The organism is Bacillus cereus group sp. MYBK101-2, from assembly GCF_051918845.1.
Taxonomy (GTDB): domain Bacteria; phylum Bacillota; class Bacilli; order Bacillales; family Bacillaceae_G; genus Bacillus_A; species Bacillus_A paranthracis.
Window position 1 is genome coordinate 76,290 of sequence record NZ_JBQAIE010000002.1, and the last position, 23,536, is coordinate 99,825.

Here is a 23,536-nt window from a genome sequence, read left to right on the forward strand (position 1 = left end):
TTGAACCAAAAGGAATTATGATGAAGAACATGTTCGCATTTTGTTCCCAATATTGATTTGTCAAAAATAATTTTAATGAATGCTCTAAGAAAAGTGGTGAAAACAATGGCTAGAAAGAAAGCGGTAAAAGTATTACGGAAACAAAAGAAGAGAGAAAATATGCAACGCTTCACGCAGAAACAGAATATCGGACGAGCTTGCCTCACAGCTAAAGAATTTCGTTTACTTCAGCGCATGTCACATAGTTCAAAAGCGTTGCGAAATGTTGGATTGTACACGATGAAACAAAGTTACTTGAACAATAAAAAGGTGGCTACTGTCAAAGAAGTAGACACTGCCATGCAGGATGATATGAACTACTCGGGCATGCAATCGAACTCTGTTCAAGCGATTCGTAGAGCCTTATTTACAGAAGTGAAGAGCTTTTTTAAAGCATTGGAACAGTGGAAGAAAACTCCTGAGAAGTTCACAGGTCGTCCGAAGTTTCCAAATTATTCTCGTTCCACTGACAAACGAATTATTGAAATCTATCAAGTTCCAAAAGTGGATGAGAACGGGTATTGGATGATTCCGATGAATGTTGCATTTAGAAAAAAATTCGGTTCCATTAAAATATGCATGCCTAAAAACTTAAGAAATAAAAAAATCTCCTACATTGAGATTGTACCGAAGCAAAAAGGTCGGTTCTTTGAGGTGCATTATACATATGAAATGCACATTTCTCAAATGAAGAAACTATCCACGACTACGAGTAACGCTTTGAGTTGCGATTTAGGTGTAGATAGATTAGTGAGTTGCGCAACGAATACAGGTGATACGTTCTTAATTGATGGAAAAAAATTAAAATCTATTAACCAATACTTCAACAAAACGATACGTAATCTCCAGCAGAAAAATATAGAAAATGGGCTTTCGAAACGCGTTGTAACGAATCAAATGGCTGCACTTTGGCATAAACGAGAAAGGCAAATAAATGGTTACATTTCACAAACAGTAGGTCTGTTGTTCAAAAAAGTGAAAGCATACAATATAGATACGATTGTCGTAGGATATAACGCTGGTTGGAAACAAAAATCTGATATGGGAAAAAAGAATAATCAAAAGTTTGTTCAAATCCCCTTTTATAAACTGATGGCAGCGATTGAGAATAAATGTATAAAAGAAGGTATCCTATTTTTAAAACAAGAAGAAAGCTATACTTCAAAAGCTAGTTTTCTGGATAAAGATCCGGTTCCAGTTTGGTCTAAGGGCGATAAGACTCATTATCTTTTTAGTGGAAAACGAATCACTCGTGGTCTGTACCAAAGTAAAATAGGAACATGTATCCATGCTGATATTAATGGTGCGCTGAATACATTGCAAAAATCCAGAGTTGTAGAATTGGATGACAATCTTAAAGTGAAAACGCCGATTCTATTAGAAGTGCAAAAACGTAAGGCTGTTGCCTCGTGCATAGCTTAGTGGGTGCGTCAACCATCCATGTGTACCCGACTTGTCGGGGCTTGTAGCACACGCCAGATTCACCTGAGTGGTGGCTTCTTCTGCAAGGAAGAATTGCTCTTTTTCGAAAGGGTGGTGCAAGTGGGAAAACAATCGTTCGTTGCCAGTACCGACCAAAAACTTACTTGGGGTGTTACCATAAGGTGGCATGAATGCTAGAGCGTCAAACTGTCTAGCGATAGACGAAAAGACCTAGTGTTTGAACTCAAGCCCCCACTGAAACGCTTTATCTCAGTGGGGGTAGTTGACTTGATTATTTGAAAAAAAGGGAAATTTGTTGTTTGTAAGTAAGGTTTAGCTGTATATCTCAAGAACACCTTTTCCTTTTCTCTTTTCTTCTGATAAACTATGGACAGTATGATATAACTTGACTGGAATTTTTTATACTGGAAATAATAAAAAAGAGAACTTGTATACAATGTAAGCGTGTGGTAATATCAAAGATGTACTGATTGACTATATTATCCAATTGGTCATTTTTGGAGGTGAAGATGTGGCGATAGATCGAAAACGTTCTATTATTGAGGCTGCAACAAAGTCTTTTTCAGCATTCGGTTATAAAGCAACAACGATGGATCAAGTAGCGAAGTTAGCGAATGTAGGAAAAGGAACGATTTATACTTTTTTCAAAAATAAAGAAGAGCTATTTGGCGAGATTATTTCTAATTTAATTACAGAAATGAAGCAAGTTGCAGAAAATGCAATTCGTTCAGATGTTTCATTTTTTGAAAATGTACATAGAGCATTATATAGCATATTAGAATTCAGAAAAGAACATCAGCTCATGATTAAGTTAATTCAAGAAGAGCGCGATATGGGAACGAAAGAAGTACAAGAAGTGATGCAACAAGTAGATGTGGAAATCGTTTCTGTCATTCAATCGTATTTAAAGATTGCGATTGATAAAGGTGAAATTAGCAAATGTGATCCAGAAATTACAGCATTTATTATGCTTCGCTTATACGTATCGCTTATTTTTGATTGGGAAAAAAATCATGAACCGCTAGAAAAAGAAAAAATTGCAGAATTATTTGAACTTTATTTATTAAAAGGATTGTCAAACTAAGATAATCCTTTTATTATTATAAAAAGTGACCAATCGAACGAAATGGTCATACATTTGATTTAGGAGGGATAATAGAAATATTCACTTCATATTAAGAAACAGTTGCATAGTATAAATTCGGAGATAAGGCATATGTATGAATCAGTATAGCCTTTTTGTTTGGGTAAAAATGACCGATTGAACAATTTGGTCATTTTAAAAAGGGGGAGAAATGATGAAAGGAAATCAGTTACTTCGTAAAGAGTTCACACAAATTATAAAAAGTAAAAAAATATTAATTCCAATTATCGCGGTTCTATTCGTACCAATTTTATATGCAGGTATGTTTTTATGGGCCTTTTGGGATCCATATAAACAGTTAGATGATTTGCCAGTGGCGGTAGTCAATTTAGATAAAGGTGCAGTATTTGATGGGAAACCAATTGAGGTCGGAAAAGGGCTTGTTGATAATTTAAAAGATAATACCAGTTTTAAATGGGAGTTTGTAAGTGAAAAAGAAGCGAAAAAAGGAATGGAAGGCAGAAAGTATTACATGTTAGTACGCATTCCAGATGACTTCTCAAGTAACGCTACAACATTATTAAAAGATGAACCAAAACCATTAAACTTAGAATATATTCCAAACGAAAGCTTAAACTTCTTATCTTCACAAATTGGCGGAACAGCCATTGAAAAAATTAAAGGTGAAGTATCAAGTACGTTAACGAAAACATATGCAGAGAAAATGTTTGATTCTATTCAAGATGTCTCAAAAGGATTAGCAGATGGGGCGGAAGGGGCAAGCAAACTACACGACGGATCAAGTGAGCTGCATGATGGTTCAAGTAAAGTAACGGATGGCCTTCATACACTTCAAGGGAAGTCTGGAGAGATGAAGGATGGAGTTCAGAAATTAGCAGATGGATCTAATAAATTAGTAGATGGGTCAGGAAAAGTAACAAATGGTTTAAATACGCTAAATAGCAAGACAGGTGAAATGCAGATAGGTATCGGGAAATTAGTAGACGGATCGGGAAAAGTAACAGATGGTTTACATGTATTAAATAGCAATGCAGGTATCGGAAAATTAATAGACGGGTCTGGAAAAGTAACGAACGGTTTAAATACGTTAAATAGTAAAACCGGTGAGATGCAGACAGGTATCGGAAAATTAATAGATGGCTCTGGAAAAGTAACAGACGGTTTAAATACGTTAAATAGCAAAACAGGTGAAATGCAAAAAGGAATTGATGAATTGCATGATGGATCTGAGAAAGTGACCGGGGGTTTGAACAAATTAGTAAGTAAATCCGGTGAATTAAAAATAGGAACAACTGACCTATCAAATGGTATGGAAGCACTTGTTGAAGGGCAAAGACAATTAGAAAAATGGTCTCAAGAGATTCAAAAGGGATTGCAAGATTTAAGTAGTAACGTACAAAAATCTACTGCAACTTTAGAGGAAATGCAGTCAAAAGACCCTGCTATATTGAGTACAGTAAATGAGAAAATAGATGGAGCTGGGGCGAATGTAAATCAGTTAAATGAACTTACACAATCAACAGCAAGAGATGCAAAAAATGCAGCGCAAGATGTAGCGGATTTACAAAAGCAAATTGAAAGTTTACCAAAAGAATATCAAGAGCAGTTACAACCATTCATAACAAATGCGGTAAAAAGTACAGCGACAGTTCAGCAAAAAGCTGCCGGAGTAGCAGGCGGAACAAATAAATTAAATGAAGAAGTAAAACAATTAAAAGGTGAAATAAATCAAAAAACAGGTAATGGACAAAGCAAATTACCGAATCCAGCAGAATTACAATCTTTAACTGTTGGTATTGAGCGATTATCCAGTGCACAAACAGGGTTTGTTGAAAAATTCCAAGGGTTTGGTGTGAAATTAAATAATGCTAAAGAAGGGGCAAATACATTAAAAAACGAATCAGGTCACTTAATTGATGCGATAAATCAATTAGCAGATGGCTCGGATAAAGTAACGGGTGGATTAGGTGCATTATCTGCAGGAGCAAATCAAATGGCAGGTGGTGTAAATCAGTTAGCAAATGGCTCAAGCCAAGTAACAGGCGGTTTAGGAACATTATCTGCAGGGGCAAATCAAATGGCAGGTGGTGTAAATCAATTAGCAACTGGCTCAAGCCAAGTAACAGGTGGTTTAGGAACATTATCTGTAGGAGTATCCAAATTAGCAGATGGCTCAAAGCAAGTAACAGGAGGTTTAGGATCATTATCTGTAGGAGTAAACCAAATGGCAGGTGGAGTAACCCAATTAGCAGATGGCTCTGGTCAAGTAACAACTGGCATAGGTACGCTAAATGGTGGTCTAAATAAAATGTCAACTGGCTCAACCCAGCTAAACGACGGCGTAAATAAACTAGCAGACGGATCAGGAAAAGTAACGGATGGCCTTGTAAAAGTAAACGACGGTTCAGGTGAACTTGCTGAGAAACTTGGCGAAGGAGCAGAGAAAACTGGTGAAGTAAAAGGAACAGATAAAACGTATGATATGTTTGCAAGTCCTGTAAAAGTGAAGACGGAGAAAATGGCGGAAGTTCCTAACTACGGAACTGGATTTACACCGTACTTCTTATCACTTGGTTTATTCGTTGGAGCATTATTATTATCTATCGTATATCCATTACGTGATACAGTGGGCGTTCCAAAATCAGGATTTAGTTGGTTTATTAGTAAGTTCGGCGTATTACTATCAGTCGGTATTATTCAAGCAGTAGTAGCTGATGTCATATTACTGTTTGGATTAGGTGTAGAAGTACAAAGTATTCCTTATTTCATACTTTTTAGCATCGTTACAAGTTTAGCGTTTATCGCATTAATTCAATGTTTAGTAACAGTATTTGGTGATGCAGGGCGTTTCATCGCCATCATCACATTAATTATTCAGCTTACAACAAGTGCTGGAACATTCCCACTAGAATTGATTCCGAAGTTTTTACAACCATTTAATGCATGGTTACCGATGACATACTCTGTATCTGGATTGAAGGCAGTCGTATCAAGCGGAGACTTTGACTTCATGTGGCAAAACGTAGGAGTACTCATGATTTTCATCGTTGTGTTATCACTTGGAACAATTGCCTCCTTAACTTGGATGCACAAACGACAATTTAGAAATATTGCGGAAAATCAATCGATTGAAGCGTAGAAAAAAGCACCTTTTCGGTGCTTTTTTATTGTAATGCAGGGCATTTTTTTGTAGTTCGGCTATGAATCAAAAACGAAAGAAAAGGATTTACAACAATTTATAGAGAAAATTAGATATAGAGGAGTTGATATGATGAAAGGAAATCGTACTTACTATTTTATCTTAAATCCGCTAATCATCTTTCTTGTTTACGCCCTTTCACCTATCTTGTTTCATAAAGAAAAATATATAAATATGAAAGATGCACTAGGAATACTTGTAGTTTACTATGTGCTTATTAGTGGGTATTACTTTATGGATGTTGTAAGTGAAAGAATGAAGAAGAATAGTAAAGACAAACAATAAAGTCTTATTGTATAAAAATCAATGGAGGACAATAAAATGACTGACAGTGAAATGAAATTTAGGGATGCGACCATTCGTAACTTTTTTGATAAAGAGGACCGTTTAAAATCGATTCCAGGTCAAAAGAAGAAAAAACTAGTATTGTTAGAGTATTTAATTAGCAAGTTAAATGCGGAGAATCAGTATATGGAAAAAGAAATCAATGCATTCATCAAACAATATCATGACGATTTTTGTACGATTAGACGCGAGTTTATTGTGCACGGGTTTATGGACAGAGAGGATAATATGTACCGTATAAATGGGAGAGAAGTTTGGACGAAGTGGGAGGAGTTAAAATAATGAATCAGAAGGGGAATCCTTACGTTATCTATTTTTCTTTGTAGCTTTTAGAAAAAGGTATGAGGTGATTCAGTGATACGCTTAGCAAAAGAGATTGATGCGGAATCAATTATAGATATTAGAAAAGAAATTATATTATCGAAAACTACTACAAAGTTTTTTATAGTATCTCCAAATAAATTACCAAATGATATTGATGCAGAAAAAGAAAAGATACGGAAAAGCAATGAAAAGGGTAATCTTTACATAGTTTATGAAGTAGATAAAAAAGTGGTTGGCTTTTTAATTTTCAATCGATATGAACTAGACCGCTTACGACATGCAGGCACAATGGGAATGGGGATTAAGGAGGCGTACTGTAATCAAGGCATTGGTACAGAACTAATTGAATTCCTTATTAGCTGGGCTAAAAGGCAGGAAGGTTTAGAGAAAGTTTGTTTAGGTGTAGTTTCTATTAATGACAGGGCGATTAAGGTGTATAAACGTATGGGATTTGTAGAAGAAGGAAGACAAAGGAATCAAATTAAATATGAAGATGGATCTTATGGAGATGATGTATTGATGGGGTTTTATATTGAGTGAAATTTAATAAAGGATATATTAATATGAAATCCAGCACCAATATATTATTTAATCTTGATGTTCTACAGGAAATCTTATATAGGATTATGGTCAATAGTAGCTAGGATAAGTATTACTTCTAGATGTTGTTTTATCAATTAGGTATGGTGCAGGGGATTATTTTTAATTTTGGTTATTATAGGGTACAGCAACCAGTCTGAATTGCACCATTTACTCAAGAAAAAATGCAGACTAGTTGCGTATGCCATTTATTGAATCATCTAGTAAAAGTCGAGTGAACCCTTTTAAAGAGTGGAAGAGGTACTACTTAGAAAATAAAGGTATAGAACAGATCTAGTAGGTACAGTTAATAGCGAGGAAATTAAAAGTAGTTTAGGAGTTTTCCCCTATTTTTTATAGGGTAATTATAAATAGAAAATATCATAATTTTTTTCAGGATTGTCGTCATCAATAACATTATACTTCCATCTAGGATCATTCTTATCAATACAAGTCACTTCATGGCTGTTTTTTTTACAATGATTTTTGTGTTTTTTGTTATTACAACAACGGAATGATTTTGTTTTTTTCTTTATCATATTTAATGTGGTCCCCTTTCTTTTTTAGTAGAACTAGTATTAGTTTTGTACTATTACAATGGTACTTTGTCTAGCAATATCACATTGTTCTGTTGCAATTTGAGTATTATTAGTTACAACGGGATACATTATGTTATTGGGATCCGCACTATGTCCGGGGGATTCGAATGTTACATCGCCTGTTATCGGATCAAATTCTCTATATGGACCTGTTGGATCACTATTATCAAAAATTTGATTATTGTTATTGTTAGGATCAGTTATAATGCGAGTTAGTAAATTATGCCCAGCTTCGTGTGCAAATACATTCGTTTGAAAACCACCATCTGTAATGACTATTTCTCCAATGATTTGATAATCATTCGGACTATTATAACGCAATAATTGAGGTCCACCATAACCAATAACATTTAATAAGTTACCATTGTTATCACGATCTGCAAAATGATCTCCACTTAGATAAACGATATATATTCCAATAGCACCGTTTCTCCTACTTCTCACCTGGTTGATTAAAGTGCGTGTAGAGGTGTTTGGTCCAAGTGCCGTTTCACTTAACATATCACTTGCATTAATGGTAATATGGTTTGCATTAAATGTTCCTGCTGCTACAAAGTTTATACAATTCTCCCCATTAATCCTCCAGATTTCATTAGCTCTATTGACGTCATCATTTAATCTAGTACGACGTTGCTCTCGGTTATTACTGGACGCAGATCCTAAGGTGAAAATACCATAAACATTAACTGTATAAGTTGTCATTTTTTTATGAACTCCTTTTCATTTCTAGCATATAAATCAGTTCAATTGGATTATTTTGTACTTTCTATATAAATATTCAAAAGACAAGTTTATGCTTGTCCTATTGCCTATAAACATAAAGAAATGTTCCAAATTTACATAGCGCTAATATTAATTAAACGGTATAAATTAGAAATCTTTTTTTAGAAGTATGATAGAAATTTGTTTTTGAGGTAAGTGAGGGCATGACGTGTGGTCAAACAAGAGTATGTAAGTTTAATTTTGAGTGAGAGAAAGGGGGAGTAATTTTTATTTATTGTGAAATTCTCAAAGTAGTATATATTCCTGTAAATAACAGACTTTTCCCTATGTATAATATTAATATAGTAAAATCATAACAACCCATATTGCAGTTTCCAATAATATACTATATAATCAATTTAAGAAAACGTTTTCATGCAAAGGGGGAGAATTTCGTGTCGACTATAGAGGACGTGGCGAAATTAGCGGGGTTATCAAGGACAACGGTTTCTAGGGTGATTAATAATCATCCATATGTTTCAGATGAGAAGAAAAAAAGGGTTCAATTAGCAATGAAGCATTTAGGCTTCGTTCCTAATTCTGCGGCGAGAAGGCTTCGTAAACAAAAGACGGAAACAATTGCGGTGCTAGTTCCAAGGATTACAAATCCTTTCTTCAGTAGATTTATCGAAGCAATCGAGATTGCTGCTTCTGAACATAAATATAAACTGATTATTTGTCAAACAAGATATTTACCGGAAAAAGAGATGGAGTATTTACAATTATTATCTACGAAACAAGTAGATGGGATTATTCTATGTTCACTAGAAAATCCGTGGGAAGATGTAGAACCATACTTACAACACGGTCCAATCGTGTTATGTAATGAATATATTGAGGAAGCAAATATTCCAACAGTGAAGTTTGATCATGCGCAAGGAGCATACATAGCTGCTAAGCATGTGTTAGAACAAGGATATCGTAATCTTATTTTTTGCCGTGGTAACGAAACCAAAGTGGTTAGCCAACAGCGAAAAATGGGCTTTTTACGTGCCATAACGGAGAAGAGCCGCCAAGTAGAAGCGATTGATTTTCTTGAAAACGCTTTCTCTTGGGAAGATGGAAAACGAATATTCCATGAAGTATTAAAGGACAAAAAAAATCCTACCGCGATTTTGGCAGGAGGCGATGAGGTAGCAGCTGGAATTATTTCAGAGGCGAAACGCCATGACTGGAGCATTCCAGATGATCTCGCTGTTATCGGTTTTGATAATCAAATTTTATCACAGATTACAGAGCCAGGTATTACGACAATTGAACAGCCAATCGATGAGATGGCCCGAAAAGTTGTCGACCTGATGATGGATAAAATCCATACGAAAAATTATCGAAAAAAAGAATTGTATGAGTTTGAACTGGAGCTCTTGGTGAAAGGTTCAACGATGAAGGATACGATGTTATTAGCCTAGTAGACTATGTCTGCTAGGTTTTTTTCTGTTCACAAACTACTATTCTTCGTGAACGCAGTCATCACATTTGTTATGGTATGCTTCGTGTTGCTCATCAATTTCTTTCCCGCAGTGCGCACAAGTTTTCGTCGGTAAATTTCTGAAAAACTCCATTGGTTGATCGATCATGTCAATCCCTCCATTTCCATTTCTTACTATCATTGTATTAGTACAAAAAACAAAAGTCAATAACTGTTTTATAACAAAATTGAAAATTAATGAAAAAGTTTAGGAAATGGATTATAGTTAACAATGTAGAATGTAAGTGAAACATGCATTTCTACTCGGTTTTAGAAAGGATGGATACATATGAAAATGACTGTTGTCGGCTTTTGGGGCGGCTTTCCAGAAGCGGGAGAAGCAACGTCGGGGTATTTGTTTGAACACGATGGTTTTCGTTTACTTGTAGACTGTGGTAGTGGTGTACTAGCACAGCTTCAAAAATATATAACACCATCTCATATAGATGCAGTTGTACTTTCGCACTATCATCACGATCATGTTGCAGACATTGGGGTATTGCAATATGCAAGATTAATTACAAGTGCGACAAAAGGGCAACTACCGGAATTACCAATATACGGTCATACGTTTGACGAGAGTGGATTTCATTCTTTAACGCATGAACCGCATACGAAAGGAATCCCGTACAATCCAGAAGAAACACTTCAAATTGGACCGTTCTCGATTTCATTCTTAAAAACTGTTCATCCTGTTACATGCTTTGCGATGCGTATTACAGCAGGTAATGACGCTGTAGTATATAGCGCTGATTCCAGTTATATTCCTGAATTTATTCCATTCACAAAAGATGCTGATCTTTTCATTTGTGAGTGTAATATGTATGCACATCAAGAGGCTGCAAAAGCAGGGCATATGAATAGTACAGAAGTAGCAAGTATTGCGAAAGATGCGAATGTAAAAGAACTTTTATTAACGCACTTACCGCATACAGGCACCCCATCTGATTTAGTAACAGAAGCAAAACAAATTTTCAGTGGCCATATTACGCTAGCGCATAGTGGCTACGTATGGAACTCATGAGGTGATACGATGTTATTTATTGATAATAAAGGAATTACAGATCCTAGAATAAACTTAGCAATTGAAGAATATTGTGTGAAGAATTTAGATATTAACGAAACGTATTTACTGTTCTACATTAACGAACCTTCTATTATTATTGGTAAAAACCAAAACACAGTAGAAGAAATTAATGCAGATTACGTAAAAGAAAAAGGGATTCATGTCGTTCGTCGTCTATCAGGCGGAGGCGCAGTATATCATGATTTAGGAAACTTAAACTTCAGCTTTATTACGAAAGATGATGGAGACAGTTTCAGCAACTTCAAAAAATTCACAGAGCCTGTAACGAAAGCGCTTGGTAAATTAGGCGTAAATGCGGAACTAAGTGGTCGTAACGACATTTTAGCTGAAGGTAGAAAAATTTCAGGTAACGCGCAGTTCTCAACGAAAGGTCGTATGTTCAGTCACGGTACGTTACTATTTGACTCTGAAATCGATCACGTCGTATCAGCGTTAAAAGTAAAAATGGATAAGATTCAATCAAAAGGTATTAAATCAATCCGTAGCCGCGTTGCGAACATTACAGAATTCTTAAACGAAAAAATGACGACAGAAGAGTTTAGACAACTTCTTCTAGAAACAATTTTCGAAGAGGAAACAGAAATTCCGACGTACGAATTAACAGAACATGATTGGAAAGAGATCCATAAACTATCTGAAGAACGTTACCAAAATTGGGACTGGAACTACGGAAAATCTCCGAAGTTCAACTTACAACATTCACACCGATTCCCAGTTGGACAAGTTGATGTTCGCCTGGAAGTGAAAAAAGGAACAGTAACAGAATGCAAAATTTACGGTGACTTCTTCGGTTCATTAGATGTGCACGATATTGAAGAACGTCTAACAGGCGTACAATTTGATAAAGATGCATTCACTACAGCTTTAGAAGGCGTAGATATTAAACGCTACTTCGGTAATATTACAACAGAAGATTTCTTACATTTATTCTTCTAAAAATGAGAGAGGTTGTCATAAAAGGCAGCCTCTTTTTTTGGCGTAGATTGTCGCGTTTTGTCGGTAAGTCGATATATTCGGAAAATCGCTGATATATTTCGAGTTACGGTCGATATATTTGGAAAATCGCTGATATAAATTGAGTTGCGCTGATATATCTGAAAAATCGCCGATATAATTTCATTCACCATAAAATCACAAGACATTTGCCCCTCGTTAAGGCATATATATATTCAAAAGGAGGCGGATTGAAATGAAGAGGGTAATATACGTTGTATTACTACTCAGCTTCGTCATCGGAATGACAGCCTGTAACGATGAAATGTCCTCAAGTCGCATACTTTTATCGATTGGAAAGCCAGCGAAAGATAATGTTATATATTTTACGCATACAGATAACAGACGAAAGATACAGGAAATACAAGACATGTTTCAAAATAAGAAGTGGAAAAGAAATGAAACATTCAGCACTGTTAATAAGACACCAGATGTCGTTTTTTCAATAGATGAAGACAATACAGGGTTACCGACATTATATGTTACGGTGTATTTTCATGAAGATGGAGCGGACGCGATTAACTTGTTTGGAGAGCATACGACGTTAAATAAAGAGGAACTTACTAAACTTAGAGAAAAGATGAGTGCATATTATCCTAAAATGATTTTTGGTCTAGTTTTATAAATTACTTGTAAATAAAATTCCCTTATCCTTCCAAAGTAAATGAAGAGGAGGTGATCTGTTTATATGCAGTTAATGGAATAACACTTGCCACTTTAATTTTCTTTTAATATAATTAATTTAGAATTTTTAAATATTCTAAATTTTATAAAGGTGGGGTTTGTGTGAATCTCGTTCAATCTTTGGCTGAAACGGCGAAAAAGAAGGGGGATAAACCGGCTTATATATTTATGGATCAGTCGGTCTCGTATGACCAATTAAACAAAATGGTCACAAGGTTTTCTAGCAATTTAGCAGCGATGGGCATTGGAAAAGGGGACAATGTCGCATTAGTTGTTGGAAACTCACCACATTTTTTGGTCGGTTTATACGGAACAATGAAAGCTGGAGCAACTGTTATTCCAGTTAATCCAATTTATACAGCAGACGAAATGCATTACATTTTACAAAATGGAGATGTAAAAACAATCATCGTACTCGACGTCCTTCTACCTGTTATACAATCTCTTACAACAAGACTTCCTTCACTTGAAAACATCATCATATGCGAAACCTCATCAGATTTTAACCATACAGAAACTGAAAAAATGAAAACGTTTACTAGAATGATAGGGGCTGGAGATGTAACTTACGAAGGCCCAGAGTTAGATGAAGAAGATGTAGCGGTTATTCTGTACACTTCAGGCACGACTGGAAAACCGAAAGGCGCTATGTTAACGCATAAAAATTTATATAGTAATGCGAGTGATGTGGCGTCGTATTTACAATATACGGCTGATGATCGCGTCGTTGCGGCACTGCCAATGTTCCACGTATTCTGTTTAACAGTGGCGGTCAATGCACCGATTGTGAACGGGGCAACGATTTTGATGTTACCGAAATTTAGCCCGAAAGAAGTATTCCGTATTTGCCGCACGTACGAACCGACGATTTTTGCCGGTGTACCGACAATGTATAATTATTTATATTTATTCGAAGAAGCAAGCGCAGAAGATGTGAAGACGCTTCGCCTTTGCATTTCAGGTGGTGCATCCATGCCTGTTGCTCTTCTGCAAAACTTTGAAAAACGTTTTGGTGTTATCGTTTCAGAAGGATACGGTTTATCAGAAGCATCACCAGTGACTTGTTTTAACCCACTCGATCGTCCGCGTAAACCAGGATCAATCGGTACAAATATTTGGCATGTAGAAAATAAAATTGTAAATGAACTTGGGGAAGAAGTACCTGTTGGTGCAGTTGGGGAATTAATTGTGCGCGGACCTAACGTTATGAAAGGATACTATAACGCACCAGAAGATACAGCAGCGACATTGAAAGACGGCTGGTTGTATACAGGAGACTTAGCGAAAATGGATGAAGAAGGTTACTTCTATATCGTTGACCGTAAAAAGGATATCGTCTTAGTTGGCGGTTATAACGTATACCCTCGTGAAGTAGAGGAAGTATTGTACATGCACGAATCAGTGGCGGAAGTGGTCGTAATCGGTGTTCCTGATGAAAACTTAGGAGAAGCAGTGAGAGCGTACGTCGTTCTGAAACAAACGAACGTAACAGAAGAAGAACTGATGCATTACTGTGCGTTACATTTAGCAAAATATAAAGTACCAAAGAGTATTGAATTTTTAACAGAACTGCCGAAGAATACGACAGGTAAGTTGCTGAGAAGAGCTTTAAGAGAAAAAGCGATGCAAGTTTAAATATAGGGGCAACCATCTTTATGAAGATGGTTGCCTTTCTATTTTTTAGCATTGGTTAAGCAATGGTGCCATATATTTAAACCGTAATATGACTAATAAGGAGGAGATATAAGTGGAACAGAAGGAATTACGTTTACGGCGAGTGCAGTATCTTATTTGTGACATTATGGATGAAATGAATGCTGAAAGTGAGAAGAAAAACTTAGAGGTTTTGCAGCAAGTCATTGATCATCTTTCAGGAGCGATAGGTGATTTAGTGGATCCATCGAGCACGTATTCTATCGATTATTTGGAAAGGAAAGTTCATACAGCGCATTATTTACTTTTTAAAAATGAGCGGAAAGCGTACTTATGTAGGAAATAATAGTATTATTTTTATTTGACATTGATAATCATTATCAATATGATGGTTATGTTGGGCATAATCATATAAAGAGAGAGGTCATGTTGATAATGATTAAGAAAAAATATGTTAATGCGTTCGTTATAGCAGCAACTTTAGCAGTTCCATTCAGTGGTATTATGGCACCGATTGCGAAAGCAGAAGCGGCAGTAGAAATGAAAGCAGCTAGCAAACTAGCAGATGGCACATATGACGTTATTTTAAAGACTTATAAAGATCAAACGAATGACACATCAGTTGCATCTACATATTTAAAAAATCCAAAAGTAACGATTCAAGGTGATAAAAAAATCGTTACGTTAACAGTTCAAGATAGTAGCTATTTTCAGTATCTTAGAGTAGAAAATCCAAATAAAATAGGGACATTCCATGATGTAAAAGTAATTTCCGAAGATAAAGCAAATAACGGTACGAAAGTTGTTCAATTTGAAATTGATGAGTTTTCGAAAAAATATAATATGCAAATGCATATATTAATTCCAGCAATTAAATATGATCATACATATCAAGTACAGTTTGAAATCGATGCGAGTGCAATTGAACAGAAGCCTAAATTCTCTGATGTACCAGCTTGGGCACAAGAATCAGTTCAATATTTAGTAGATAAAGAAGCAGTGCACGGTAAGCCAGATGGTACATTTGCTCCGGCTGAAAATATCGATCGTGGCTCAGCTGCGAAAATATTAGCAACTGTTTTAGGTTTAGAAATTAAGAAAGATGCAAAGCCATCATTCCCTGATGCGCAAAATCACTGGGCTACACCATACATCGCAGCAGTTGAAAAAGCAGGTATTGTAAAAGGTGATGAGAAGGGGAACTTTAATCCAAGCGGGTTAATTAACCGTGCATCAATGGCTTCTATGTTAGTAAATGCATATAAATTAGAAAGAAATGAAAATATAAAACTACCAAAAGAATTTGCTGACTTAAAAAATCATTGGGGTGCAAAGTATGCCAATATTTTAATTCAAGAAAATATTTCAGTTGGAACAGATAATGGCTGGGCTCCAGATAAAGCGGTAAGCCGTGCGGAAGCAGCACAATTTATTGCGAAGGCGGATAAGTTGAAGAAATAAATGAAATAGAGTGAGAAAATAAAGGCGCACAACGGTCACTTTTGTGAATGGGTTGTGTGCCTTTTTGTTGTGAGATTCATTAATGGGATAGAGGTAGATAAAGTATTGCCTCTTTGGATAAGGGGCCAGATAAACTTCATTTCAATCTAAAATATAATAAATATTATATTATAATATGAGGTTAATAATCTGTGAATAAGAATTATAAAATTGTTGTTAAAATGTCGGATTTTGTGCACAAAATCTTCAAAACTTTAAAACGATATTTACTTTACTCTTTCATTTGTTTACATTGTGATATGTAACATTATATATGTTAAAAACATTTCAGCGAGGTGAGTTTATGGGAGCAAAGAAATGGTATAGGTATTTAATCCAACTTATCGTAGTTGCATTAATTGTTACCTCCATACCACTCAATGGATTGGCGGAAACGGCACCACCGTTTACACCATCTCCAAATTCAGAACAAAGTCCAGAAGTGGAAAAGAAAGAAGAAAAGGAATTACCAGATCCACATCCAGATCAATTAAAGAAGGATAAGACTAAGGCACAGGCGAGTCCGACTGAGATTGTAGAAGAAAGAACGGAAACAGAGAAAGTTTTCGATAATAATGATGGTACGTATACGAAAAAGGTATATACGGAACCGATTCATATTGAAAAGAATGGAAAGTTAGAAGAGGTTTCACCGAAATTAGTAGAAGCACCTAACGCAAAGATTGTAACGGAAAATACAACATTAGAACCAGAGTTCGAGAAAACAACACAAGATGGAAAGTACGTTCAATTTAAAGTAAAAGATCATACCATTCAGTACAAATTAATGAGTGCAAATGGTGAAAAAGGTGAAGTGAAGCCATCACCAGTAACTGCAACACATGAAAAGAATACAGTATGGTATAAAGGGATTTTTCCAAATATTGATTTAAAGAGTACAACGTTTAACGAAAATGTAAAAGAAGATTTTGTATTACGTGAATATACAGGACATCATATTTTTACGTTTGCATTAGAAACAGATTTAACACCGAGCTTACAGGAAGATGGTTCTATCGACTTCCAAAATGAGAAAAAAGAAAAAGTATTCACATTACCGAAACCGTATATGAATGATTCAAATGTGGATCAACAATCAGGTGAGGCTGTAACGTCAGATGCGGTTCGTTACACTATTGAGAAGAAAGATGAAAAGACATATACATTAACTGTTACTGCAGACCCGCAGTGGTTACAAGCACCAGAGCGAAAATATCCAGTATATGTAGATCCTTCTGTTGAACTAGGTAACTTTGAAAATGCATACGCTGCAAGTGCCTATCCAACTGTCAATTATTCAGGAGGAAAACTTTGGGATTCAGGTCAAAATGCTTACACGTTAAAAGTTGGGTATTATGATGGCTCATCTGGAACAAACTTTGCATTTGTTAAACCGAATGTTTCAGATTTAAAAGGTGCAAAGATTGAAGGTGCAACATTCCATGCCTATACAGTTTGGCATTATTATGCGAATCAACCAAATGGTGTTTGGTTAGATGAAGTGACAGGTAGTTGGAATGTTGGCGGAGTGAACTGGAATAATAAACCGAACTCTGCAAATATTGCGCATGCCGATGTAACAAGAGGACAATGGGCAAAATTTAACGTAACAAATACAGTAAAAGCATGGGTGGAAGGCACAAAGCAAAATAACGGCTTTAAGCTACATACAAACGGAAATGGACAAAACCATTGGAAAAAGTTTATTGCAGCTGAAAACGGAGGAAATGCACCGTACTTAGAAGTAAAATATTCTTACGCAAAACCAAATATACCGAGAGTACAAGCTTACTCAAATGGGAGCGGGAGTGGTTCAGGTCACTTCAATCTACAATGGGATCCGGTCCCAGGGGCAACCGAGTATAAAGTAGCTATTTTTAACGGATATGACTATGAATATATTTCAGTTGGGAATGTGACAAGCTGGACGACGAAAGACAAAAAAATATTCCCGACGCCAGAAGAGATTGCACAAGGACGATACTGGATACATGATGACGGAAAAGGGGCAGAAGCACCTACTAACCCAGGACAAATATATAAAAATGCTTATCAAGCAGGCGGTCCGTACGGAGATTATAGTGGAAGAAGTAGCTACTGGTTTCGTATTGTAGCAGAGTATCCATTTGGTGAAAGTCCGCTTTCGGATGGAGTCGTTCCATTTATTCCGTTAGAGCAAGTGAAAAAGCCAGATGGTTCAGCTTATATTAATGCGACAGATAAGGAAACGGGATATGTCACATTAAAGTGGGATGCGGTCCCAGCGGCATCCGGCTATAAAGTTTGGGTATATAACGGAAAAGATTATGAAGCGTTCGATGTAGGAGATAAGACTAACTGGACAACACAAAACGAGAAAATTTGGCCAACGAAAGATGAAATTGCAAAAGGCCAATATTTACTTCATCATGATAAAAAAGGTGCAGAATTAGCAGTTGATCCATCACCTGTGTATAAGAATTCTGGCGGAATTTATGCTGGCTTTAAAAATTATTGGTTCCGTGTAACAGCGTATAGTAAAGTAGGGCATGCTGAAAGTGAAATTTCGCATGAATTTGTACCTAAATTTGCTCAAGATTTTGGGTTTATAGGGATGTTTGATTACTGGGCATCAGTTCCGGTACTAAATGGTAAAGTAAATGCTACAAATGGTAACTTTATCATGAGTGAAAAAGATATTACGTTATCAGGGCGCGGACCGGATGTATCAGTGGAAAGAACGTATAATAGCCAAAGTAAAAAAGTAGGTTTATTTGGTACAGGTTGGTCTAGTGGATTAGAAGAAAGAATTTTGGCTGAAGGAAATGGAAACTTACTATTAATTTCTGCCGATGGCGCAAATATTACTTTTACTAGAACGGGAGATAATACGTATCAAGCCCCTACTGGTATATATTTAGAAATTAAACAAGTATCAGGCGGATATGAAATAAAAGATAAAGACCAAACGGTTACTTTCTATAAATCTGGAGATGCACAAGGTCGTATCCAGTATACAAAAGATAAATACGGAAATACGACGACATATGAGTATGATGGTGAATCACGTTTATCAAAAGTGAAAAATGCTTCTGGCAAAGAGTTAGTCGTACAATATGATGGAAATAATAAAAAAGCAGCAAGAGTAATCGGTCCAGATAACAAGACCCTTACATTTAATTATAATGGCGATTTACTCGTTTCTTCTACAACACCAGAAGGAAAAGTATATAAATACGGATATGATAATGGAGTACTAACATCTATCTATGACCCGCAACATACAGATGCCAAACCATATAAAACATCGTATGCATATGAGAATGATAGATTAGTAAAAGTGACGGATCCATTAGGGAAAGCTACGACATTAGCATATAATACAGGTTCGAAGGAAGTTACGTTAACGAATCCTAAAGGACGTAAGACCGTTTATACGTATAACGATGCTGGAAATCCAGTGAAAACAGTTGAAGATGTGGGACGTCTAAATTTAACGACATCGTATGAATATAATGCAAACAATTTAGTAAAAACAATCACTCCTAAAAATCAAACAGAAACAGCGACCTATGATGGTAATGGGAATGTAACTTCTGTTACTGATGAAATGGGAACAGAAAAGTTTGAGTACAATAAAGACAACGGGCTTATAAAAGCGACAGATAACGAAAATCGTGAAACAACAGTTGCTTATAAAGCAGCGAATACAGAAGTGTCTGAAACTGACCAAGCCGCAAATACATCATCTTTCATGCAGTATGATCAGTTTGGAAATCCAATTGCAACAACTAGAGAGCTAGGAACAGGAGAAAACCTGATTCAAAATCCAAGCTTTGAAATGAATGGTACGGAAAAATGGGTACCAGTAAATGTGAATAATTCCGGATCTATTACAAAAGATGCAACACCGGCACCAGGTGGCCTTGGAGGAGAGTCATCACTTAAGATTACAACGAAAGCAACGAATAATGATTGGGGCTATACTGCTGCAATTCAAGAAGTAACGTTAGAGCCAAATACAACGTATACGTTAAGCGGTATGATGAAGACGGATTTAGCCAATGGTGCTGCTTTCTTCAATGTACAGTTATTAAATGAAAACGGTGCTGGTGTAGATGGTGGATGGCATGATACTCGTCACAATAAAGTTCAAGGAACGAGGGATTGGGTTAATCGTCAAGTTACTTTTAAAACAACAGAACAAACGAGAAAAGTAAAAATCTATTTACAAGTAGAAAATGGCGGTTCTGCTACAAGTGGTTCAGTCTGGTTTGATAAGATTCAACTAGAAAAAGGTGAAGTTTCTTCTAGTTTTAACCCAATTGAAAATAGTAGTTTAGAGAATATGACGGAAAAAGGTTGTATTCCAGGATGGATTCGAGGAGATGGAACAAGCTGTGATCCAAAAGATGTTTCTCAGCAAGAGAGCTTTACGGGACATTCATCTATTGTATTAGAGCGTAGCCAATATGGTGGTTCAGATGTAGGATATGGCAAGCATATCACTATAAATCAGAAAAAAGCAGAACCAATTACGTTAACAGGAATGTCTAAATCTCAAAATGTAGAAAATACCGCACCAGATAAGCTCTCAAGAGATTACTCTATTTGGGCAGATGTGTATTATCAAGATGGTACTGGTGCGAACTATCAAGCGAAATTCCCAAGTGGTACAAATGATTGGAACCGTAGTGCGGTTGTCATCCCTGCCACGAAGCCAATTAAACGTATGGAAATCTACCTTCTATTTAGAAGAGAGAATAAAGGAAAAGTTTGGTTTGATAATATTCGTTTACTAGAAGGAAACGCTCTTATTAAAAACGAGTATGACAACGACGGAAATGTTGTTGCGACGTATGATGAAGAAGGCCAGAAGAATACATTCACATATGATGCATCAGGAAATAAAAAGAGCGAAACAGATGAAAAAGGAAATACAAAACTATATGATTACAATAAAGATAATCTATTAACAAAAGTTACATTGAAAAATGGTACTTCTGTAAATTATCGTTATGATCATAATGGAAACACAACAGAGAAATCTGTCATGTTTGGTGGGAAAACGCAAACACACAAATATGAATATGATGTAGATAATAAAAATACAGTATATATCGATGCGTTAAACCGTCGTATTGAAAATACGTACGATGAAAATGCAAACAAGATTAAAACAAAAATGCCAAACGGCTCTATTCTAGAATCTGTATATGATACAGCAGATCGTGTCGTTGGTGAAAAGCGCAACGGAAAAGATTCATTTACATTCGAACGTGATCCAAATGGACAAGTTACGAAAGTGAAAGACCATGTCAATGGTGTAGAACGCACGAAAACATACGATAAGGCTGACCGTGTCACAAGTGCAACGGATAGCCGAGGCGGAAAAATTGACTGGGCGTATCATGACAAAGCAAACAGTAAGACAGAAAAACTAAAAGAACAAACAGTAACGCAAGGTGGATACACAAATAAAGTATCGTATGACTACAACACGTTAGATCAAAACATTCGTGTGACAGACGGCTCGCAAACGTATCGATTTGATTATGACGATCAAGGAAATGTTCGTACGTATACAGCTGGTAATGGTTCAGGTTCTACCTTTAACTATGACCATGCGAACAAAATTAAAGACCTAGTAGTAGGTACATCAAACAGTATTCTACTTTCTGAACGATATGAATATGACCAAGCAGGTAACCGTACGAAAATTAAACATGAAGGTGCGGGCGGAAAAGTAACAGAAACAAACTTTGTATATGACCCGATTAACCAATTATTAAATGAAGCACTACCAAACGGAACAACTAAATCATACACATATGATGGATTTGGTAACCGTACAAGTGTGAAAGTTGTAGAGAATGGAAAAGAAACAAAATCTATAGCGGCAACGTTTAATGACGGAAATCAGCTTGTAAAATTCGGAAACGAATCGTTAACGTATGATGCGAATGGAAATCGTACATCAGATGGAAAGTACAAGTATACATGGAATGAAGACGACCAACTTGTAGCAATTACAAAACAAGGTGAAAGCAATGCATTTGCGACTTATAAATATGATGAGGATAATCGTCGTATTGAAAAGAGTGTAAATGGCCAAGTAACACGTTATTTCTATGATGGAGACAGCATTAATCCATTATATGAGACAGACGCTAGTGGAAATGTTCTTCGCCAATATGTATACTCAACAAGTGGCACACGCCTAGCGATGAAATCAAAAGGACAAACGTTATACTACCACTATAACCCTCGTGGTGACGTAGTTGCGATGACGAATCAGGATAAAGAAGTTGTAGCAACGTATGAATATGATTCATGGGGTAACGTATTAAAGAGCGATACGAAAGGTATCGCAGCAGACAATCCATTTGGATATGCGGGATACATGTATGATAAAGAGATTGGTGTGTATTATCTGATTGCGCGTTATTATAATCCAGAGCATGGTGTGTTCTTATCGGTAGATCCAGATCCGGGTGATGAAGATGATCCGGTTACGATGAATGGATACACTTATGTGGACAATAATCCTGTAATGAAAGTTGATCCTGATGGTCATGTAGCTTGGTTTGCAATTAATGCAGGATTTGCAATGCATGATGGATATAAGGCATATAAATCAGGTTCAAATTGGAAAGGAATTGTGGCCGCAGGTGCCATTGGATTTGTTGGCGGTGGAAGAGTTAAAGCAGCTAAAAAAGCTGTTGGTTTTGTAAATGATCGTGCCGTAAGAGGATATACTAAGCAGATTTTTGAAAAAAGAAGAGCTATCACTCCAAGTAATATTAATCAGCAAAAACGGAAATTTTTAGGTGATAATCATGTGAAAATAAGTGCTGGAAAATGGAGAAGTGCAGATGGTACTAGACAGTTTAGGGCAAAGAAAAATGATATAACAGGTCAACATGGTTTTCCTCATGTACATTTTGAATTTTTAAAGAAAAATGGAGTTGTTAAGAAAAATGTACATGTTAGATATAGTTCAAAGAAAGGGAAAAAGAAATGATAATATTAGAAGTGCAAACATATACAAAAGAAAACTTACAAGAGTATATTGAATTATTCGATGATGAAGAGCTAGAATTAAGCTTAGTCGGTGAAATATCTGATTTGGTATTAAAATTTGATATAGAGGGGGCTCGAAATATATTACATGCTTTAAAAAGCAGTCCAATCCAAAAAGGGATAGAAATAATTTTGGATGAATCAGTAAATTTCAAAGAAACATGTCATGTGAAAAAAGTAAAAATTAACTTTACTAATATATCAGAATTTGAATTATCAAATGTTGTTGAAGATAGTTTATTTTATAAAGATGGTATAGTATTTTTAAGTTTTTATCATGAGGCGATAGATGCTACTATATTTAAATTGGAAGAATGTATTGAAAAACATGTATTTTCTCCTGCTGAGATTATTGATCTTTATTATGAAAATCGAGAAATAACTTTGTATGGCGAATTTGTACATGCAGGTGAAAGATAATAAAAATTAATACAGCTTTTTCATGAAAAAATTTTATAAATTAAATATAATTTGTAGATACGGTGCAGCTCAAAATTTAAACAGGTAGTTTAATTTTGGGCTGCATTTTTTATTTTAAATGCCTTAGCACTTCAAAGGCAGTAAACATATTAAAAGTGTTAAAGCATATCCTAAATATGCTGGAAATCCTAATAATATCAGGTTTGTCACACGTAAAGAACATTTAAGTCTTCATGGTGGAAAAAGTAGGTGAGTCACTAGTTGGCCTATGGGT

Annotated in this window: 18 protein-coding genes; 15 read left to right on the top strand and 3 right to left on the bottom strand. The window is 35.9% G+C overall.

What is annotated here, in order from left to right; all coding sequences use genetic code 11:
* The first annotated feature begins 105 nt into the window (after positions 1–105).
* The 6 genes from ACTFSI_RS05670 to ACTFSI_RS05695 all read left to right on the top strand — a co-directional run bounded on the left by ACTFSI_RS05670 (position 106) and on the right by ACTFSI_RS05695 (position 6,995).
* The gene (locus ACTFSI_RS05670) at positions 106–1,461 is read left to right on the top strand and encodes an RNA-guided endonuclease TnpB family protein (protein ID WP_139895634.1); all 1,356 of its coding nucleotides are present in this window, start codon (positions 106–108) and stop codon (positions 1,459–1,461) included.
* Between the two features lie 532 nt (positions 1,462–1,993).
* Positions 1,994–2,566, top strand: coding sequence for a TetR/AcrR family transcriptional regulator (locus ACTFSI_RS05675; RefSeq protein WP_000963375.1), 573 nt, complete (start codon positions 1,994–1,996; stop codon positions 2,564–2,566).
* A 214-nt stretch (positions 2,567–2,780) separates the two neighbouring features.
* Positions 2,781–5,726, top strand: coding sequence for a YhgE/Pip domain-containing protein (locus ACTFSI_RS05680; protein WP_138322334.1), 2,946 nt, complete (start codon positions 2,781–2,783; stop codon positions 5,724–5,726).
* A gap of 129 nt (positions 5,727–5,855) precedes the next feature.
* On the top strand, positions 5,856–6,071 hold the full coding sequence (locus ACTFSI_RS05685) for a hypothetical protein (RefSeq protein ID WP_070805444.1): 216 nt from the start codon (positions 5,856–5,858) through the stop codon (positions 6,069–6,071).
* A 36-nt stretch (positions 6,072–6,107) separates the two neighbouring features.
* Complete coding sequence (locus ACTFSI_RS05690; protein ID WP_138322333.1) at positions 6,108–6,413, top strand: DUF2087 domain-containing protein; 306 nt, start codon at positions 6,108–6,110, stop codon at positions 6,411–6,413.
* Positions 6,414–6,485: 72 nt separating this feature from the next.
* Positions 6,486–6,995, top strand: coding sequence for an N-acetyltransferase family protein (locus ACTFSI_RS05695; RefSeq protein ID WP_440045266.1), 510 nt, complete (start codon positions 6,486–6,488; stop codon positions 6,993–6,995).
* A gap of 404 nt (positions 6,996–7,399) precedes the next feature.
* On the opposite strand, the gene ACTFSI_RS05700 is transcribed toward ACTFSI_RS05695, so the two are convergent.
* Positions 7,400–7,573 (bottom strand): hypothetical protein, encoded by a 174-nt coding sequence (locus ACTFSI_RS05700; protein ID WP_167495105.1) that lies wholly within the window; start codon positions 7,571–7,573, stop codon positions 7,400–7,402.
* Between the two features lie 39 nt (positions 7,574–7,612).
* Positions 7,613–8,335 carry a hypothetical protein gene (locus tag ACTFSI_RS05705; RefSeq protein WP_000214840.1) on the bottom strand — a complete coding sequence of 241 codons (723 nt, stop codon included), beginning with the start codon at positions 8,333–8,335 and terminating at the stop codon, positions 7,613–7,615.
* A 455-nt stretch (positions 8,336–8,790) separates the two neighbouring features.
* Here ACTFSI_RS05705 and ACTFSI_RS05710 point away from each other — a divergent pair, with 455 nt between their 5' ends.
* On the top strand, positions 8,791–9,804 hold the full coding sequence (locus tag ACTFSI_RS05710; RefSeq protein WP_000103718.1) for a LacI family DNA-binding transcriptional regulator: 1,014 nt from the start codon (positions 8,791–8,793) through the stop codon (positions 9,802–9,804).
* A 39-nt stretch (positions 9,805–9,843) separates the two neighbouring features.
* Here the strand turns inward: ACTFSI_RS05710 and yhfH are convergent, their stop codons facing one another.
* On the bottom strand, positions 9,844–9,972 hold the full coding sequence (gene yhfH, locus ACTFSI_RS05715) for a protein YhfH (RefSeq protein WP_000567010.1): 129 nt from the start codon (positions 9,970–9,972) through the stop codon (positions 9,844–9,846).
* Between the two features lie 180 nt (positions 9,973–10,152).
* Between yhfH and ACTFSI_RS05720 the strand changes: the two genes are divergently transcribed.
* The 8 genes from ACTFSI_RS05720 (at position 10,153) to ACTFSI_RS05755 (ending at position 23,262) form a co-directional block, all read left to right on the top strand.
* Positions 10,153–10,887: an MBL fold metallo-hydrolase gene (locus ACTFSI_RS05720; protein ID WP_138322331.1), complete on the top strand. Its 735-nt coding sequence runs from the start codon at positions 10,153–10,155 to the stop codon at positions 10,885–10,887.
* Between the two features lie 9 nt (positions 10,888–10,896).
* Positions 10,897–11,886, top strand: coding sequence for a lipoate--protein ligase (locus ACTFSI_RS05725; RefSeq protein ID WP_138322330.1), 990 nt, complete (start codon positions 10,897–10,899; stop codon positions 11,884–11,886).
* A gap of 253 nt (positions 11,887–12,139) precedes the next feature.
* The gene (locus ACTFSI_RS05730; RefSeq protein ID WP_440045267.1) at positions 12,140–12,568 is read left to right on the top strand and encodes a hypothetical protein; all 429 of its coding nucleotides are present in this window, start codon (positions 12,140–12,142) and stop codon (positions 12,566–12,568) included.
* A gap of 161 nt (positions 12,569–12,729) precedes the next feature.
* Complete coding sequence (locus ACTFSI_RS05735) at positions 12,730–14,262, top strand: fatty acid--CoA ligase family protein (RefSeq protein WP_138322328.1); 1,533 nt, start codon at positions 12,730–12,732, stop codon at positions 14,260–14,262.
* A gap of 112 nt (positions 14,263–14,374) precedes the next feature.
* The gene (locus tag ACTFSI_RS05740; protein WP_139896054.1) at positions 14,375–14,626 is read left to right on the top strand and encodes a hypothetical protein; all 252 of its coding nucleotides are present in this window, start codon (positions 14,375–14,377) and stop codon (positions 14,624–14,626) included.
* Positions 14,627–14,715: 89 nt separating this feature from the next.
* Positions 14,716–15,741, top strand: a complete 1,026-nt coding sequence (locus tag ACTFSI_RS05745) for an S-layer homology domain-containing protein (RefSeq protein ID WP_138322617.1) — start codon at positions 14,716–14,718, stop codon at positions 15,739–15,741.
* 343 nt (positions 15,742–16,084) lie between these two features.
* Positions 16,085–22,783 (top strand): DNRLRE domain-containing protein, encoded by a 6,699-nt coding sequence (locus ACTFSI_RS05750; RefSeq protein ID WP_440045269.1) that lies wholly within the window; start codon positions 16,085–16,087, stop codon positions 22,781–22,783.
* On the top strand, positions 22,780–23,262 hold the full coding sequence (locus ACTFSI_RS05755; RefSeq protein ID WP_101168250.1) for a hypothetical protein: 483 nt from the start codon (positions 22,780–22,782) through the stop codon (positions 23,260–23,262). The genes ACTFSI_RS05750 and ACTFSI_RS05755 overlap by 4 nt, the downstream gene beginning before the upstream one ends.
* The last annotated feature ends 274 nt before the right edge of the window (positions 23,263–23,536 follow it).